This is a genomic window from Caulobacter sp. UNC358MFTsu5.1 (assembly GCF_000712075.1).
GTDB lineage: Bacteria > Pseudomonadota > Alphaproteobacteria > Caulobacterales > Caulobacteraceae > Caulobacter.
The window spans coordinates 164,107-181,853 of the sequence record NZ_JONW01000010.1 but is presented as its reverse complement, the minus strand read 5'-3'; the positions used below and the strand labels follow the sequence as shown (position 1 = coordinate 181,853).

Annotated in this window: 13 protein-coding genes and 2 pseudogenes; 8 read left to right on the top strand and 7 right to left on the bottom strand. The window is 69.0% G+C overall.

From position 1 onward, the window contains the following. Window positions 1-7: 7 nt before the first annotated feature. Both BR39_RS27130 and BR39_RS27125 read left to right on the top strand, forming a co-directional pair. Window positions 8-340, top strand: a pseudogene (locus tag BR39_RS27130) (carboxymuconolactone decarboxylase family protein); the annotation flags it as partial. Window positions 341-343: 3 nt separating this feature from the next. Continuing rightward, window positions 344-550 (top strand): annotated as a pseudogene (locus BR39_RS27125) (carboxymuconolactone decarboxylase family protein); the annotation flags it as partial. Here the strand turns inward: BR39_RS27125 and BR39_RS0120205 are convergent. The 3 genes from BR39_RS0120205 to BR39_RS0120195 form a co-directional block, all read right to left on the bottom strand. Then, window positions 547-1,203, bottom strand: coding sequence for a hypothetical protein (locus BR39_RS0120205; RefSeq protein WP_029915551.1), 657 nt, complete (start codon window positions 1,201-1,203; stop codon window positions 547-549). The pseudogene BR39_RS27125 and the gene BR39_RS0120205 overlap by 4 nt on opposite strands. Before the next feature lie 6 nt (window positions 1,204-1,209). Beyond that, window positions 1,210-2,169 (bottom strand): 2-hydroxyacid dehydrogenase, encoded by a 960-nt coding sequence (locus BR39_RS0120200; protein ID WP_029915549.1) that lies wholly within the window; start codon window positions 2,167-2,169, stop codon window positions 1,210-1,212. Window positions 2,170-2,323: 154 nt separating this feature from the next. Further along, the gene (locus BR39_RS0120195) at window positions 2,324-2,875 is read right to left on the bottom strand and encodes a type 1 glutamine amidotransferase domain-containing protein (RefSeq protein WP_029915547.1); all 552 of its coding nucleotides are present in this window, start codon (window positions 2,873-2,875) and stop codon (window positions 2,324-2,326) included. A 152-nt stretch (window positions 2,876-3,027) separates the two neighbouring features. Between BR39_RS0120195 and BR39_RS0120190 the strand changes: the two genes are divergently transcribed. After that, window positions 3,028-3,444: a hypothetical protein gene (locus BR39_RS0120190; RefSeq protein ID WP_029915545.1), complete on the top strand. Its 417-nt coding sequence runs from the start codon at window positions 3,028-3,030 to the stop codon at window positions 3,442-3,444. Window positions 3,445-3,511: 67 nt separating this feature from the next. Here the strand turns inward: BR39_RS0120190 and ettA are convergent, their stop codons facing one another. Beyond that, window positions 3,512-5,179 (bottom strand): energy-dependent translational throttle protein EttA, encoded by a 1,668-nt coding sequence (ettA, locus tag BR39_RS0120185; protein ID WP_029915544.1) that lies wholly within the window; start codon window positions 5,177-5,179, stop codon window positions 3,512-3,514. Window positions 5,180-5,362: 183 nt separating this feature from the next. Between ettA and BR39_RS0120180 the strand changes: the two genes are divergently transcribed. The 3 genes from BR39_RS0120180 to lepB all read left to right on the top strand — a co-directional run bounded on the left by BR39_RS0120180 (window position 5,363) and on the right by lepB (window position 10,269). Then, window positions 5,363-6,847: an alpha/beta hydrolase gene (locus BR39_RS0120180; RefSeq protein ID WP_029915542.1), complete on the top strand. Its 1,485-nt coding sequence runs from the start codon at window positions 5,363-5,365 to the stop codon at window positions 6,845-6,847. A 141-nt stretch (window positions 6,848-6,988) separates the two neighbouring features. Beyond that, on the top strand, window positions 6,989-9,367 hold the full coding sequence (locus BR39_RS0120175) for a TonB-dependent receptor (protein WP_029915541.1): 2,379 nt from the start codon (window positions 6,989-6,991) through the stop codon (window positions 9,365-9,367). 134 nt (window positions 9,368-9,501) lie between these two features. After that, window positions 9,502-10,269 carry a signal peptidase I gene (gene lepB, locus BR39_RS0120170; RefSeq protein WP_029915537.1) on the top strand — a complete coding sequence of 256 codons (768 nt, stop codon included), beginning with the start codon at window positions 9,502-9,504 and terminating at the stop codon, window positions 10,267-10,269. An 83-nt stretch (window positions 10,270-10,352) separates the two neighbouring features. Here lepB and BR39_RS0120165 read toward each other — a convergent pair whose 3' ends face one another. Further along, window positions 10,353-10,688: an EF-hand domain-containing protein gene (locus BR39_RS0120165; protein WP_029915535.1), complete on the bottom strand. Its 336-nt coding sequence runs from the start codon at window positions 10,686-10,688 to the stop codon at window positions 10,353-10,355. 237 nt (window positions 10,689-10,925) lie between these two features. Next, complete coding sequence (locus BR39_RS0120160; protein ID WP_029915533.1) at window positions 10,926-12,935, bottom strand: SPFH domain-containing protein; 2,010 nt, start codon at window positions 12,933-12,935, stop codon at window positions 10,926-10,928. A gap of 210 nt (window positions 12,936-13,145) precedes the next feature. Between BR39_RS0120160 and BR39_RS0120155 the strand changes: the two genes are divergently transcribed. Further along, window positions 13,146-15,362 (top strand): S9 family peptidase, encoded by a 2,217-nt coding sequence (locus tag BR39_RS0120155; protein WP_029915531.1) that lies wholly within the window; start codon window positions 13,146-13,148, stop codon window positions 15,360-15,362. 83 nt (window positions 15,363-15,445) lie between these two features. Here the strand turns inward: BR39_RS0120155 and BR39_RS0120150 are convergent, their stop codons facing one another. Continuing rightward, window positions 15,446-15,979 carry an AAA family ATPase gene (locus BR39_RS0120150; protein WP_029915529.1) on the bottom strand — a complete coding sequence of 178 codons (534 nt, stop codon included), beginning with the start codon at window positions 15,977-15,979 and terminating at the stop codon, window positions 15,446-15,448. A gap of 947 nt (window positions 15,980-16,926) precedes the next feature. On the opposite strand from BR39_RS0120150, the gene BR39_RS0120145 reads away from it, so the two are divergent. Further along, a complete protein-coding gene (locus BR39_RS0120145) occupies window positions 16,927-17,724 on the top strand; it encodes a thioesterase family protein (protein ID WP_029915527.1) in 798 nt (265 codons plus the stop codon). The last annotated feature ends 23 nt before the right edge of the window (window positions 17,725-17,747 follow it).

Below are 17,747 nucleotides of genomic sequence, written 5' to 3'. Positions count from 1 at the left end.
ATTTCGCATGTCGCCCAGGATCGCCCCGGCCACGCCGCCCTACCCGCCCGCCGTCGCCCAGACGCTCGACCGGCTGAAGACCCCCGGCGACGAACCGCTGTCGCTGTTCCGCACCCTGGCGCGGGACGAGCGGCTGTTCGCCCGCTTCACCGGCGGCGGCCTGCTGGATCCCGGCCGCCTGCCCCTGCGCGAGCGCGAGATCGTCATCCACCGGACCTGCGCCCTGAACCGCTGCGGCTATGAATGGGGCGTGCACGCGACCCTCTTCGCGGAGGCCGCCGGACTCGACGCCGAACAGCTGGCCGCCACCACGACGCCGGGCGTCGCCGCCTGCTGGACCCCGCGCGAGGCGCTGCTGATCGCCTTCTGCGACGCGGTCCACGTCCAGGCCGATATCGACGACGCGCTGTGGGCGCGGCTGGTCGAGGCCTTCTCTGAGGAGGCGCTGATCGAGCTGATGATGTTGGCCGGCTTCTACCGGACGGTCAGCCTTCTGGCGAACGGCCTGCGGCTGGAACCGGAGGCCTTCGCGGCGCCCTTCCTGGCCTAGCCGCAGCGGTCGGCGACCTTGGTCCAGACCTCGCGAACCGTCACGGTCGGACCGTTGGACGCGGCGGCACCGCCCAGGCTGGCCTTGAGCGCCGCCAGCTGCTGCTTGGCGGCCTCGGCCTCTTCGGGCGGACCCGAGCGGATGGTCTCCTCGATCTGGGCGATGACCGGGGCCATGGCCGCCGTCGTGCGCGGGTCCGTCCCGGCCGCCGGCGCCGTGACGATCCGGGTCTCGAACGTGTGCTCCCAGCGCCCGTCCGCCAGCCGCCGCCAGTTGGACGACAGGGTCTGGCCGCCGGCGCAGACCGCCTGCTGGCTCGAGCCGCCGCCCGGAAGGGCGCTGTACGCCCGGTTGACGCAGGCCGCCGCGCCCGGCGGCGGGGGACCCGATCCCGAGCAGAAGCGGTTGGGCCCCTGCCCCGGATAGTCCTGCCGCGTCGTGGTCCCGTCGGGGGCGGACTGCTCGACCGTGACGTTCCCCGTCGCGCCGTCGACCCGCTGCACGGATTTCAGGACCATCGGCCCCGCGTGAGAGAGAGTGGTCGTCTCGGAGTCGATCCGGTACTCGCCCGGCGACGGATGGGTCGCGTCGGCCGCCAGCACGGCGACGGCCGACACCAGGGCGATCGCGCCGCCCAGGCCGAGGGCTTTCATCCGCGCCTAGCCGTCCACCGGCGAGGCCAGGGCCTCGCCCTTGAAGAACCGACGCAGGTTCTCGACCGTCAGCCCGACCATGGCCGGGATGCTGTCCAGGGTCGCGCCGGCCGTGTGCGGCGTCAGCACGGTGTGGGGCACGCCGGCCCAGCGCGCGGCCGGGGTCGGCTCGTGGTCGAACACGTCCAGCCCCGCCATGCCCAGGCGGCCGTCCTTGAGGGCGGCGATCAGGGCGTCCTCGTCGACCAGCGAACCGCGCGCCACGTTGACCAGCAGCCCCTGCGGCCCCAGGGCGTTGAGCACGGCCTCGTTGATCATGTGCCGGTTGGTGGCGTCCGGCCGGGCGCACACCACCAGGATGTCGCTGTCGCGGGCCAGGTCCAGCAGGCTCTTGGCGCGCGGTCGCTCGGTCTCCTTGGGGCGCGGCGCCCACCACGAGACCTTCAGTTCGAAGGCCTCCAGCCGCTGGGCCACCGCCTCGCCGATATGGCCCAGGCCGACGATGCCGGCCTTGCGGCCGCGCAGGCCGTGGCGGGGGCTCATCCGCTCCATGCTGGTCCAGTGGCCGCTGCGCAGCTTCTGGTCGCCCTCGACGATGCCGCGCCAGGCGGCCAGCACCAGGCCCACCGCGTGGTCGGCGACATCGGCGGCGTTCAGGCCGGTGGAATGGGTCACGGCGATGCCGTGCTGCTTGCACCATGGCACGTCGACGCCGTCATAGCCGACGCTGACGCAGGCGATCAGTCCCAGCCGGGGCATCTCCGACAGCAGGTCCTTGGCCAGCACCATCTCGCCGGCGTGGACGATGGCCCGCACCTGGCGACCCGGCCCGTCGAGGAACGCCAGCCGATCCGGATAGTCCCACAGCCTGTGCACCTGGTACGCCCCCTCGAGAAGCGGCTGCAGCGGCATCAGCATCTCGTGGGAAAGGACGATGTGGGGCTTTTCGGCGGGCGTTTGGGGCATGCCTGTTCTCCATCCCGAACGACGTTGGACCAACGCGGCCCACGCCTTCGCGATCTGTACCTGAAGATCGGAATCCAGTTCGCGGGATCAAGCTACTCCAGTTCCCCGCGAACGCCATCGGCGCCCCGATCCCGGAGATGTGATCACGCGAATCCTAATGACGCCCCTCGGCGAATTCCTCGATCATCTTGGCGCAGAAGGCCGGCAGGTCGTCCGGCTTGCGCGAGGTGACCAGACCCTGGTCGACCACGACCTCGCGATCCGTCCAGTGCGCGCCGGCGTTGCGCAGGTCCAGCTCCAGCGACGGCCACGAGGTCATGTGCTTGCTCTCAACCCCGCCCGCGTTGATCAGGGTCCAGGGGCCATGGCAGATCGCCGCGATCGGCTTCTTCTGGGTGACGAAGTGGCGGATGAAGGCGATGGCCTTGGGCTCCAGCCGCAAGGCGTCGGGGTTCATCACCCCGCCCGGCAGGACGAGGGCGTCGTAGGCGGCCGCATCGGCAGAGGCCAGTTCGCGGTCCACCGGCACGGCGGAACCCCAGCCATGGCTCTTCCAGCCCTTGATCTGGCCGGCCTTGGGCGAGACCACCTCGACGCTCGCCCCGGCGGCCTTCAGGGCCTCGACGGGCGTCTCCAGTTCCGACTGCTCGAAGCCGTCGGTGGCGAGGACGGCGACCTTGCGGCCGGCGAGGGTCTGATCGGGCATGGGGCCTCCGGGCTGGCGAGGAACTGGCCAGCGAAACCCGGCCGCGCGGCGATGGGTTCCCCGCGAAAGGCCAAGCTGTGAACCGTCGCCGCGCCGAAGGGTTTCATTTGCCGACGCGTCCTTTCGGCGCGCCAGGCCTGGAGAAAACTCCCATGATGATCAGAACGCTCGCCGCAGGCGTCGCGCTGGCCGCGCTCGTCTCGGGCGCCGCCGTGGCCGCGCCGCAAGCCAAGGCGGCCGCGGCCATCGGTCCGTCGCAGCCGATCCCCTACGCCCAGCTGGACGCCTATCTGAAGGCCTCGCCCAAGGTCCGGGCCAGCAAGGACTGGTGGAGCGGCTCGGCCTCGACCGGCATGTCCACCGACACCGCCGCCACGGCCCCGCCCGCCTCGACCTCGACGACCACCGACACCTCGGTGAACCCGTCGGCTTCGACCAGCATGCCCTCAGACTCCTCGACCAGCATGCCGTCCACGCCGCCGACCATGCCGGACTCGGCCACGCCCGCGCCCGGCTCGAACCTGCCCGGCTCGACCACGACGCCCGGCGCGCCGACCGAACCGAAGTAGGCTCCGGAACGAAGACGGGGCGACCCTTTCAGGCCGCCCCGTCCGAAGTCCGACGATCCGTCCGCGCCTAGCGGGCGAACTTCTGGAACTTGATGCGCTTGGGGATCAGGCTGTCGGCGCCCAGGCGGCGCTTCTTGTCTTCCTCGTACATCTCGAAGTTGCCTTCGAACCATTCGACGTGGCTGTCACCCTCGAAGGCCAGGATGTGGGTCGCCAGGCGGTCCAGGAACCAGCGATCGTGGCTGATGACCACGGCGCAGCCGGCGAACTCTTCCAGGGCCTCTTCCAGGGCCTGCAGGGTCTCGATGTCCAGGTCGTTGGTCGGTTCGTCGAGCAGCAGCAGGTTGCCGCCGGTGGCCAGGGTCTTGGCCAGGTGGACGCGGTTGCGCTCACCGCCCGACAGCAGGCCGACCTTCTTCTGCTGGTCGCCGCCCTTGAAGTTGAAGCTGCCGACATAGGCGCGGCTGTTGATCTCGCGCTTGCCGACGATCATCACGTCGGTGCCGCCGCTGATCTCTTCCCAGATGGTCTTGTTCGGGTCCAGCGCGTCGCGCGACTGGTCGACATAGGACAGCTTGACGGTCTCGCCGACCTTGACCGTGCCCTGGTCGGGCTGCTCGCGGCCGGTGATCAGCTTGAACAGCGTGGACTTACCCGCGCCGTTCGGGCCGATGACGCCGACGATGCCGTTCGGCGGCAGCTTGAACGACAGGTCCTTGAACAGCACCTTGTCGCCGTATTCCTTCTCCAGGCCGGTGACCTCGAGCACGACGTTGCCGAGGCGCGGACCGGGCGGGATCTGGATGTGGGCCTGGGTCTGGGCGGCGCGGGCGTTCTCCTGCGCGGCGACCATCTCCTCGTACGACGCCAGACGGGCCTTCGACTTGGACTGACGGGCCTTGGGCGAGCTGCGGACCCATTCCAGTTCGCGGGTGAGCGCGCGCTGGCGGGCTTCCGATTCCGACTGCTCCTGGACGACGCGCTTCTGCTTCTGCTCCAGCCAGCCGGAGTAGTTGCCCTCGTAGGGGATGCCCTTGCCGCGATCCAGCTCCAGGGTCCACTTGGTGACCTGGTCCAGGAAGTAGCGGTCGTGGGTGACCAGGATCACGCAGCCCGGGAACTCTTCCAGGTGGTGCTGCAGCCAGGCCACCGACTCGGCGTCCAGGTGGTTGGTCGGTTCGTCGAGCAGCAGCATGTCCGGCTTGCTGAGCAGCAGGCGGGCCAGGGCGATGCGGCGCTTCTCACCGCCCGACAGGCTTTCGATGTTGGCGTCGTTGGGCGGGCAGCGCAGGGCGTCGATGGCCATCTCGACCTTGGAGTCGATATCCCACAGGTCGCGGGCGTCGATGATCTCCTGGAGCTTGGTCATCTCCTCCATGAGTTCGTCGGAGTATTCCTCGCCCAGCTTGTTCGCCAGCTCGTTGTATTTGTCGAAGACCTTCTTGTCCTCGCAGTCGGCGATGACGTTGCCCCAGACATCCAGGGTCGGGTCCAGCACCGGCTCCTGCGGGAGGTAGCCGCGCTTGATGCCGTCGGCGGCCTTGGCCTCGCCCGAGAATTCCTTGTCGAGGCCGGCCATCACCTTCAGCAGGGTCGACTTACCCGAGCCGTTGACGCCCACGACGCCGATCTTGGCGTCGGAGTAGAACGACAGCCAGATGTTCTCGAAGACCTTCTTGCCGCCGGGATAGGCCTTGGTCAGGCCTTGCATCTGGAAAATATATTGCTGAGCCATGGGGGGCGTCGGCCTCTTCGGTATTTTCGGATCGGGGGTCGGGCGCTCAGATAGCCTTCGGGGCGGGTTTACGCAATCTCGGCCGCTCCCGGACTCCGCCTCGCCGATGGCGAATTGTCTCGACGGCGGGTCTGTTGATACCAAGAGGGACGAACCGCGGCTCGCCTGGGGGATTTCGCCGCCATGATCAAGCGCCTCGCCCTGCTCCTGTCGCTGGCCTTGGCGGCCCCCGTGACCGCGCAGGAGATCAAGGGCGGCCGCCACGCGGGCGAGCTCGCGGTCGCGACCGGCGCAGCGACGGCGATCGACGGCTCGTCCATGCCCTACGAGATCGGCACACTCTACGTGCCCGAAAACCGCGACAAGCCCGGGAGCCGGCTGATCGGGGTGGGCTTCGCCCGGGTGAAGGCGACCCGGCCCACCGGCGCGCCGCCGATCGTGCTGCTGGCAGGCGGGCCCGGCGCCACCATGCTCGACATCGTGCTGGACCACGACGAAGCCGCCCGGCGCAGGGTCAAGGTCTGGCAGGCCTACGCCGAGGTCGCCGACTTGGTCGTCATCGAACAGCGGGGCTACACCCTGCGGGGCGACCTGATGACCCTGAAGACCCCGCCCCTGCCCCTGGATCGGCCGGGCGCGACGGCCGACGACGTGGCCATGGTGCGCGACATGGCCCGCCGCGCCCAAGCTGCCTACCCCCGGGCGGACCTGTCCGGCTACAGCATCGGCCAGATCGCCGACGACGTGGCCGACCTGGCCCACGCCCTGGACTATCCGAAGATCAGCCTGGTCGCCGCCAGCTTCGGGTCACAGTGGGGCTTCGCGGTGATGAAGCGTCATCCGGGCCTGGTGGCGCGGGCGGTGATCACGTCGGCCGAGCCCCTGGACTACGGCTATGACATGCCGTCCCAAGTCTACGCCGTCTACCAGCGCATCGCCTGGGAGGCAGACCGGGATCCCGGCCTGAAACCTTGGATGCCGCCCGGCGGGCTGCTGGCGGCGATCGAGGCCACGCGCGCGCGACTCGAGACCGCGCCGGTGACGGTGGCCACGCCGGACGGAACGGTCGTCCTGGGCGTCGAGGACTATCAGTACGCCCTGCTGGACGCCGCCCAGCACGCGGCCGGCTTCCCACGCTTCGTGCTGGATGCCTATCACGGCCGCTATGACGCCTGGGCCCGCGACGCGATCGCCGAACGCGCCGCCGGCGAGCGCTCGCTGATCAATCCCCTGATCAACATCGGCCTGGACATGACGGCTGAGCGGAAGGCCCTGCTGCGGACCGATCCGGCCTTGCCGGTCATCGGCCGATGGGACTTCGAGTCCTACATACAGACCAAGGGCGAATGGCCCACGCCCGACGCGGGCGACGCCTTCCGGCGGCCGGTGCGCGACACGACGCCGATCCTGTTCGTGCAAGGCGACTGGGACCCCTCGACGCCGATCGAGAACACCCTGGCCATGCTGCCCTGGTTCCCCAACGCCCGGATGATGATCCTTCACCGGGCCCAGCACGGCGGGACCTTCCAGTGGCTGCGGACACGTCCCGAGCTGGCCGCCAAGGCCTACGAGTTCCTGCGCTCTGGTTCCCTGGAAGATCTGCCCAGCCAGGCGGACCTGGATCCGGTGACCTTCGCCCGGCCCGAAGCCCCGCCCCCGAGCCCGTAAGGCTTTCAACGTCGTCATCGTTTGTTCGCCGGACTGTCGAACAGTCGACACACGGCCGTCGCCGAGGCGTCACCGAGCACTGTTACCGCAGCTCTCCAAGCCGGCGCCGCTCCCCTGAGCGCCGGCGTGGGGATCCAATCGATGAAACGACACCTGATGCTGGGCGGGGCCTTGTGCGCCCTGCTGTCGGCCACGCCGCTCCTGGCCCTGGCCGCCGAACCCGCCGCGGCCGCGGCTCCCGCCGACGCCGCTCCGGCCGACGCCAACGAAGTCGACGCGGTCATCGTCCTGGGCCAAGGCCAGAGCCGCCAGGTCCAGACCATCAACACCACCCAGATCGAAGTCCTGGCCGCCGGCTCCAGCCCGCTGCGCGCCATCGAGAAGCTGCCGGGCGTCAGCTTCCAGTCGGCCGACGCCTTCGGCGCCTACGAGTGGTCGACCCGCGTCGCCATCCGCGGCTTCGACCAGAGCCGCCTGGGCTTCACCCTGGACGGCGTGCCGCTGGGCGACATGAGCTACGGCAACTACAACGGCCTGCACATCAGCCGCGCCGTCACCAGCGAGGACCTGGGCAAGGTCGAGCTGGCCCAGGGCGCCGGCTCGCTGTCGACCGCCTCGACCTCGAACCTGGGCGGCACGCTGCAGTTCTTCACCCGCGACCCGTCGCAGGAGTTCCACGTCCAGACCAACGCCACCCTGGGCTCGGACTCGATGTACCGGGTGTTCGGCCGCGTCGACACCGGCGCCATCGAAAGCCTGGGCGGCCTGCGCGCCTACGTCTCGGCCGTCGACCAGAAGGCCGACAAGTGGAAGGGCGGCAGCGAGCAGAAGCAACGCCAGTACGACGCCAAGATCGTGCTGCCCCTGGGCGAGGCCGGCTCGCTGACCGCGTTCTATAACCACTCCGAACGCCGCGAGCAGGACTACCAGGACATGTCGTTCGACATGATCAAGCGCCTGGGCCGCGACTGGGACAACTTCCAACCCGACTGGGCCAAGGCCATCGGCGTCGCCACCGTGCTGAACAACCCGGCCTACTACGCCGGCCCGACCCCGATCCTGAACGGCGGCTACTGGACCGGCGTGGGGACCAACCCCTACGCCCAGTACGGCGTGGCCACGCCCGACGACGCCTACTACGCCGGCGCCGGCATTCGTGACGACGACATCTACGCCGTCACCCTCAAGCACGACCTGGGCGACAAGGCCCGCTTCGACCTGACGGGCTACGGTCACAAGAACCAGGGCCAGGGCCTGTGGTACACGCCCTACACCGTCAGCCCCGGCTACGGCACGGTGGGCTCCAACGCCGCCCCGCTGTCGATCCGCACCACCGAGTACGACATCGACCGCAAGGGCCTGATCGGCAACGTCTATGTCGACCTGGGCAGCCATGCGATCAGCGCCGGCTTCTGGACCGAGGACAACGACTTCCACCAGGCCCGCCGGTTCTACGCCGAGACCCTGGACCACCCGTCGCGCGACCCGCTGGACTTCCAGTCCAACCCGTTCCTGACCTCGTGGGAATACAAGTTCAACACCAAGACCACGACCGGCTACATCCAGGACGTCTGGTCGGTGACCGACGCCCTGAAGGTCAACTTCGGCTTCAAGGCCCTGAAGGTCGAGAACGAGGTCAAGTCGATCGTCGGCAGCCTGAACGGCAAGATCGAGAGCAAGGACAGCTTCCTGCCCCAGATCGGCGTCGTCTATGATCTGGACAACGGCGTGGAGCTGTTCGGCGGCTACACCGAGAACATGGCCGCCTTCGTCTCGGCCGCCACCTCGGGTCCGTTTGCCTCGCAGAACCAGGCCGTGGTCGACTACATCCGCGACAACCTCGAGCCCGAGACGTCCAAGACCTTCGAAGGCGGCGTGCGCTACCACAACGACCGCTTCCAGGGCGTGGCCGCGCTCTACCACGTCGACTTCGAGAACCGCCTGGACAGCGCCAGCACGGCCCCGCCGATCCTGGGCCTGCCCGCGGTGCTGTCGAACGTCGGCGCGGTCGAGACCAAGGGGATCGAGCTGGCCGGCCAATACCGCCTGACCGACGCCTGGTCGCTGTACGGCTCCTACGCCTACAACGACTCCCAGTACAAGGACGACGTCCCGGGCGCGAACGGCGCGGTGGCCATGCACACCGAGGGCAAGGACGTGGTGTTCACGCCCAAGCACCTGCTCAAGGGCACGCTGGGCTACGACGCCGGCCTCGGTCTCTTCGCCAATCTCGGCGTCAGCTACACCAGCTCGCGCTGGTACACGTTCGAGAACAACGGCGGGAAGGTCGACGGCTTCACCGTCGCCGACCTCACCGTGGGCTACCGCTTCAACGGCGAAACCAACGCCTGGCTGCGCGGCCTCGAAGTCCAGGCCAACATCACCAACCTGACCGACGAGGACTACATCTCGACGGTGGGTTCGGGCGGCGCGGCCAAGGCCGACCCGGCCGGCACGGCCATGACCCTGCTGCCGGGCGCCCCGCGCCAGTACTACGTGACGATCCGCAAGCAGTTCTAGGCTTCGGCGTCAAAGCATCGAGAGGGGGTCGGAAGCACGTCTTCCGGCCCCTTTCTCGTGTCCGGACAGGATTCCGCCGCTGTCCCGACAGGGCTTTGCTGGTCTTTCGCGGCGGGGCGGGCCGTTCTGCGGACATGACCGAGACACATCCCTCCCCCGCCCGATCCGCCGCCGGCCTCGGCCGCGAGATCCTCGACATCGCCCGCACCGTCGGCCTGGCCCTGACCACCGCCCTGGCCTTGCGGATCGTGCTCTTCCAGCCCTTCACCATCCCCTCGTCCTCGATGGAGCCGGGCCTCGTCACCGGCGACTACATCGTGGTCTCCAAGCTGGCCTACGGCTGGAGCCGCGCGTCGCTGCCCCTGAACCCGCCGCTGTTCGAAGGCCGCCTGCTGGAGCGCACGGCTCGACGCGGCGACGTGGTGGTGTTCCGGCTGCCGCGCGATCCGTCCCAGACCTGGATCAAGCGCGTGATCGGCCTGCCCGGCGACCGGGTCCAGGTCCAAGGCGGCCAGGTCTTCGTCAACGGCCAGGCCCTGGCGCAAACGGCCATCGGCCTGACATGGGACCACGATGCGCCGGACCGGCGGGTGCTGGCCGCCGAGGAGCGCGCCCCCGACGGCCGCCGGTACGTCACCTATGACGGCGGACCTGGCCAGCCGGGCGACGACACCGACGTCTATGTCGTGCCGCCGGGCCAGTACTTCGTGATGGGCGACAACCGCGACAACTCGCTGGACAGCCGCTTTCCGCGCGAGCTGGGCGTGGGCCTGCTGCCGGCCGAGAACCTGGTGGGCCGGGCGAAGGTCGTGCTGCTGTCCTGGCGACCGGGCGCGTCCATCCTCAAGCCCTGGACGTGGCTGGACCTGCAGTGGGACCGCTTCCTGAAGCCGATCCGGTAACGGCTGGGGACATGCCCTCGCGCGTGTCCCCATCAGCATGCACCGAGCCAGGACCTGGGGACACGCCCAAGGGCATGTCCCCGTCAGCGCCGGCTGAACTCCTCGCGGCTCAGCACGCCGTCATGGTTGGCGTCCAGGCGCTCGAAGGCCGCGTGGGCGGCGAGCGGACGGGCCAGCGAGGGGGCGGCGACCGCGCCGACGGCCAGGCCGGCCACCGCGGCGGCCACGACCCGCCACACCAGGTTGGACCGGCCGGGCCTGGCCGTCCGGCCTTGCAGTTCCTGATCGATGAAGACGCGGACCGCCTCGCTGGCCGTGCGCCGCGTCTCGCGGCACCGCGCCATGAAGGCGACCTTGGTCTCGTACGGCAGACGGACCTCGAGCATCTCGCTCTTCTTGGGCGGCTTGCCAGCGCTCATGGGAACATCCTCTCGGCCTAGGCCCGAGAGCTAGCATCTTTCCCAGCGGCCAAAAAGAAAGCCCGGACCAAACGGACCGGGCTTTTGAAGTCGTTAGGGAGGAAACGCCCAGGAAGGGCAGAGGCGCTCGGCGCCTCACGGGGCTGCTGGTACCGCTAACAGCGTGCGATTGCAAGCGATTCCCAACACGGAAGGCGCGGCGAGCTGACGCACCCGTCGCTCGCCGCTTCCCCGCCCCTACTCGGCCGCCTCCTCCTCGTACTGGACCGGGGCGGCCTCGACCGCCAGGCCCAGCTTCTCGGACATCAGCAGAGTCAGCAGGGCCTGCATCACGCCGCCCGAAGCGCCCTCGCCGCCCGCGCCGGTGATCTGGACCTTGGGCACCACGTCGACGCCGCTGGTCTCCAGGGCCTCGGCGAAGCGCTCGGCCACCTGGCGGGCCAGCTGGTAGCGGGCGCCGCCCGAGGCCTCGACCTGGCTGGCGATGGCCTCGGCGGTGGCGAGACCGACCTTGGTCACCTTCTCGGCCTCGGCCCGCGCCAGGGCCACGACCTTGCCGGCCTCGCCCTCGCCGAGCAGGCGGGTGGCGTCGGCCTCGGCCTTGGCCAGGGTCCGGCGCTGCTGGGCCTCCTGCTCCGAGCGGGCCAGGTTGGCCTTACCGGCGTTCTGCTGCACCTGGATCGACAGCTGGCTCTCGGTGATCGCCGTCTGCTGCTTGGCCAAGGCCTCGGCCTCGCGCAGCTCGCGCTCCTTCTGGGCGGCGAACTTCTGCCGCTCGTAGGTGCCGACCTGCTCGTCGGCGATCTGCCGCTGGCGCAGCTGGGTCAGGATCTTCTCGATCTGGTCGTCGCCGCTGGCCGAGGGACGCGGCGTGCCGATCAGGACCTCCTGGAGCTCCAGGTTATAGAGGCCGAACTTGGCCTTCATCTCCTCGCTCGACTGGCCCTGGATCGCGCTGCGGTCCTGCAGGAGCTCGATCAGGGTGCGGGTCTGGCCGATGTTCTTGAAGTAGGCGCTGACCATCGGGTCCAGGGTCTGCTCGACCAGCTTCTTGATATCGCCGAACCGTTGGATGACCAGCGGCGCCTTGCGGTAGTCGATGTGGACCACGACCGAGACCGGCAGGGTCGGCTCGAACGCGTCGCGGGTGATCAGCGACACCTCGGCCAGGTTCTCGTCGAACTTGTGCGAGCCCACGGCCATCGTCTCCCACTTCAGGATGAAGTTGGTGGTCGGCACCATGGTCACGCGGCCGGCATAGGTGTTGAAGGCGTACTTGCCCGGCAACAGCGGGTCGCGCCAAACACCGCGCTCGCCGTTGGCCACCAGCTCGCCGTGGCGATAGCCCTCGCCCGACGTGTCTGCGCCCAGCGCGCCGGTATAGGACACCACCACGCCCACCTGGCCGACCTCGACCACGGTCTTGTTGATCCGCTCGACGGTCGCGAACAGCCGGTTGATGTAATAGGTGCCTTCGACCAGCACCTGCAGCTGGCGACCCTTGCGGCCGCCGGCGGCCAGGAACTTGCCGGCCTCCTGGAAGCTGTTGTGGAAGGTCGCCGGATCGTCCGGGTCGCCGCCCACCAGCGGCGCGATCAGCTCGCCCGACGGCAGCCCTGGGCCGTCATGCACGGTGATCACCCCGATCTGGTCGTCGGCGTCCTTGATCACGACCGGTTCGAAGCCGCCGCGCTCCTCGATGATCTCCGACATCTGGGCCAGCAGGGCCGCCTCGTCGCGGTCCAGGCTGAGGGCGAAGGTCCGGTCCTTGGTCACCACCACGAACTGGGCCAGGTTTATCGCATAGGCGCCCTCGCGCAGGATCTTGCGTTGCGGGCCCTTCTGGCCGCCGGCCTCGAGGAAGGCGCGGGCGTTCTGGAAGTCGACGCCCTCGGGGTGCGTCGCCAGGGCCTGGTCGGCCTGCAGCGGCGCGCCGTCGCGGGCGAAGACGTAGCCGATCCGCCCCTGCGGAATCGTCACCAGGGTCTGGACGTGCAGCCGGTACTGGAACGGGAAGAAGAAGTGCAGGCCGCCGCGCAGGACGTCGGGCTGGAAACCCGCCTCCTCCTTCAGCGCGATCAGGCCGCCGGCGATCGAACCGCGCCGGCTCCACAGCTTCTCCACCACCGCCACGCGGTTGTTGCCGATGTAGCGGATCATACCCGACAGCGCGACGAACGCCGCCAGAGCGAGCACGACGAAAAGCGCCGAACCGACCAGCGGTCCCAACGCCAAGACGTTAGACATTTAGGTAGCCCCATATGGCCGCCTGGGAAGCGATCATCGCTCCATGAAACAGCGGCCACGCTTCAGGTATGCATGCTGCGGCGCAGCGCAATCATGGGGCGATCACATCGGATCACGGACGCGAGAACTTCGTTACGGGAAGTTTATCCGACTAGTTTTCTCCCACTTCCCTGCTGACAACGGCCGCGCTTCTGCATAGCGTCCCGCGCCATGATCAGACCCTCGCTCCTGGCCATCGCGGCCTGCCTCGCCCTGTCGTCGCCGGTCCTGGCGGAAAAACTGACCCCGGAGCGGATCTTCGCCGACCCGGCCCTGAACGGTCCCACGGCCAAGGGCGTGGCCCTGTCGCCGGACGGCAAGCGGGTGACCTATCTGAAGGGCAAGGCCGAGGCGGCCAACGTCCAGGACCTGTGGGCGGCCGACGTCAAGGGCGGCGAGCCCTACCGGCTGATCGACTCGGCGGCCCTGTCGTCGGGCGGCAAGGAGCTGTCGGAAGCCGAGAAGGCCCGCCGCGAACGGGCCCGCGTCTCGGCCCGCGGCATCGTCGAATACAGCTGGGACGAGGAAGGCCGCTTCATCCTGGTGCCGCTGGACGGCGACCTCTATCTGGACAGCGTCGCCGACGGCAAGGTCACCCGCCTGACCCAGACCCCGGGCGACGAGGTCGACGCCAAGGTCTCGCCCAAGGGCGGCTTCGTCTCCTACGTCCGCGACCAGAACCTCTACATCAAGCCGGTGGCCGGCGGGGCCGAGAAGGCCCTGACCACCGAGGGCAAGGACGCCCTGTCGTTCGGCACGGCCGAGTTCGTCGCCCAGGAGGAGATGGACCGCTTCACCGGCTACTGGTGGAACCCCGCCGAGACCAGCATCGCCTATACCCGCGTCGACGAGAGCACGGTCGACGTGATCCCGCGCGCCGACATCGGCCCGGGCGGCGCCACGGTGGTCGAGCAGCGCTATCCGCGCGCCGGCCGTCCCAACGCCGTAGTCGACCTGTTCGTCCAGGACCTGGCCACCGGCAAGACGGTCCAGATCGACCTGGGCCCGAACAAGGACATCTATGTCGCCCGCGTCGACTGGTCGGCCGACGGCAAGACCCTGTACGTCCAGCGCCAGACCCGCGACCAGAAGACCGTCGAGCTGATCGCTTATGACCCGGCCACGGGCATGGGAAAGACCATCGTCACCGACACCGACGCCCACTGGATCGAGCTGGGCGACGACTTCAAGCCGCTCAAGGACGGCACGTTCCTGTGGTCGTCCGAGAAGTCGGGCTACAAGCACCTCTACCACTACGCCGCCAGCGGCAAGCTGATCGCCCAGATCACCCAGGGCGACTGGCCGGTGAACGCCCTGGAGGGCGTGGACGAGGCCCGCAAGACGGCGATCTTCTCGGCCTCGATCGACACCCCGCTGGAGCGCCGCATCTACGAGGTCTCCTATGCCAAGCCCGGCAAGCCCAAGGCCCTGACCCCGGCCGGCGGCTGGTGGACGGCCAAGGTCGCCGAGACCGGCGGCGCCTTCACCGCCGGCTACAGCGATCCCAAGACCCCGCCGCAGACCGCGCTTTACGACAACACCGGCAAGCGCGTCCGCTGGATCGAGGAGAACAGGCTCGACGCCAGCCACCCCTACGCGCCCTACGCCGCCACCCTGCCCGTCCCCGAGTACGGCACACTGAAGGCTTCGGACGGCGAGGTGCTGCACTACGAGATCCTCAAGCCGGTCGGCTTCGACCCGGCCAAGAAGTATCCGGCCATCGTCTCGGTCTACGGCGGCCCGCACGCCCAGACCGTCAGCCGCTCGTGGCAGAAGGTGTCGGAGCGTCCGTACCTGGAAGACGGCTACGTCATCTTCAAGCTGGACAACCGCGGCAGCACCAACCGCTCGGCTAAGTTCAAGCGCGCCCTGGACCGCCGCATGGGCACGGTCGAGGTCGAGGACCAGCTGGCCGGCGCCAAGTTCCTGGCGGGCCTTCCTTACGTCGACGCCGACAAGCTGGGTGTCATGGGCTGGTCGTACGGCGGGTTCATGACCCTGATGCTGATGACCGCGCCGGACACCCCGTTCAAGGCCGGCGCCGCGGGCGCTCCGCCCACGGAATGGGGTCTGTACGACACCCACTACACCGAGCAGTTCATGGGCAAGCCGGACGAGAACAAGGACGGCTACGCCAATTCCGACGTGCTCAACCGCCTGAAGAACCTCAAGCCCGGCAGCCTGCTGCTGCTGCACGGCATGGCCGACGACAACGTCATCTTCGAGAACAGCACCCGCCTGATCGCGGCGCTGGAGACCAAGGCCATCCCGTTCGAGATGATGCTCTATCCGGGAGAGCGCCACAGCGCGCCCGGCAGCAAGACCAAGGGCCTCCACGTGCTGAAGACGCACCTGGAATTCTTCGATCGGCAGCTGAAGGGGCAGTAGGCGAAGCGGGGGACACGCCCTTGGGCGTGTCCCCAGAGCTCGCACGGCGGTTGGGGACACGCCGCAAGGGCATGTCCCCGCCCCTACTCCGTCCCGAGCCTCTCCAGCACGAACTCAGCTCGAGCGCCGACGCCGGCCTTCGGCAGGATCGTCACCGCGTAGTCCAGCCGCTCATAGGCTTCCAGCAACCGCCCATACTCCGCCGACGCCGCCTCGAACCCGTGGAGCCGCTCCGGGTCGTTGACGTAGATCTCCGGCCAGGGTGGGGCCAAGAACACTTGGCGGTGGTAGCGATGGGTCCGGCCCAGCGGCTCTAAAGCCGCTTCGCCCGTCGCGTGCTCCAGGGCCGCCGCGGCGTCGACCAGGCCCCGGTCGAAGAACACCCAGCCTTCGGCCACCGCCGCGACCTCGCGATCCGCTAGGGCCATGGCGACGGCCCGCCGCGCGAAAGCCGCCGGATCGACCCAAGGTAAGGCCGCCCCGTCGCCGGCCAATTCCTCCAGCACGATCCGCCGCCCGGGTTCCTCCACAATGACATGGCCTCGCCGCCGGAGTTCCTCCAGCAAGGTCGACTTGCCGCCGCCGGAACAGCCGGAGATCACGACGAAACGGTTCAAGGTCGAGCCTCCTTCCAATTCCCCCTCTCTCTTTGAGAGAGGGAGGGACCCGCCGCGAAGCGGTGGGAGGGTGAGTGGTTACAGTCTCTCAGGACGAAGCGGTGACGAAGACGGATCTGGATCGACGGCCGTACCGACAGTGGACATCTGGATTGTTTCGAAAGGGCTCGACGGCTGCGGGTTTGCCGGCCGGCGGTGAAACCACTCACCCTCCCACCGCCTGCGGCGGCGGGCCCCTCCCTCTCTCAAAGAGAGAGGGATTCTGAAGCGCCTATCCTATGCGGATAGCGAACGAACCCGAGCGAAATCAACGTCCTGAACTTTCTCGACCCCGATCTGTCCCCACCTTCCAAACCCGCCGTATCCTGTACCCACCTCGCCGCACCGGAAAGGGCGCATGGCCAGCGACCGATGCGGCGGCGGGGGGCGATCGAGCGGGACTGGGCTGGAGGGGGTTACTCCAGCGTGTCCGGGGACTTCCATCGTTGGGGAGCCCGCCCGCCGTCGGCGTCGAACGGGGACAAAGCGCGTGTTCGCCCTTAGGCCCGCGCCCCCGGCGGCCGGGAAAGCTGGAAACAGCCGCCCCGGGTCCGGCTAAGCCTCAACAGGGCTGCCCACCGGACGCTGGCGGATAACGCATCGCGCGGAGCGACTGGCTTCGTCGAAACGGTACACACTTTTGCACTCCGGACGTCGTCCGGCGCTCCGCGTCCCTTTCCACCAGCTCACAGCCATTGGCGTGGGATCACACCGACTTGCCCCCACCTGGCGGCTTCGCCGCCTGTCCGCCCCCGTAGGGGGCGGAGCCTTCGCACCAGCGCTCTCCCCCCGCGGGGGAAGACGACCGCGAAGCGGTCCGTAGGGGGCAAGTGTTCGCCGCACCGCCCTTGACTTCCGTAGCGAAAGAAAACGAACCTTCGCATGCGAAACAATCCAAGGCCCACAGCGTGACCTCCTACACCGACCTCCTCGCCGCCATGACCGCCGCCGACACCGGCTTCACCGCCCCAATGAAGGTCAATGTCACCGACGACTGGCGCCAGGGCCGCACCACCTATGGCGGTCTCAGCGCGGCGCTGTGCGTCGAGGCGGCCCAGCGGACCTTCGCCGACGCCCCGCCCCTGCGCTCGGCCCAGTTCGCCTTCGTGGGGCCGGCGGCGGGCGAGCTGTCGATCCAGGTCAGGCCGCTGCGCCAAGGCAAGTCGACCCTGTTCGTCGCCGTCGACCTGGTGGGCGAGCAGGGCGTGGCCACCCACGGCGTGCTGACCTTCGGCGCGGCCCGCGCATCGGTGGTGGCCTATGGCGAGGTCCCCTGCCCGACCGTGGCCCCGCCGCAGGCCTGCGAGCCCTTCTTCCCTGGCGAGCGCGGCGGCCCCAACTTCACGGGGCAGTTCGAGGTGCGCATGGCCGGCGGGGCGCGACCGCTGTCGGGCGGGGCTCCGGAATACCTGCTGTGGATCCGTCACCGCGACCCGGCCGCCCGCACGCTGTCGGCCCTGGTCGCCCTGGCCGACACCCCGCCGCCCCCGGCCATGACCCTGTTCCCGACCTTCGGCCCGATCTCGACCATGACCTGGGCCCTCGACATCGTGGGCTTGCCGGATGCGAAAGACGACGGCTGGCGGCTGCTGCGCAGCCGGGCGGAGACCATCGCCGACGGCTATTCGACCCAGGAGATGCACCTGTGGGACGCCGCCGGAACGCCGTTGATCGTTGCGCGGCAGAACGTGGCGGTGTTCATCTGAGGACTGGCCAAGTTGGGGGACGA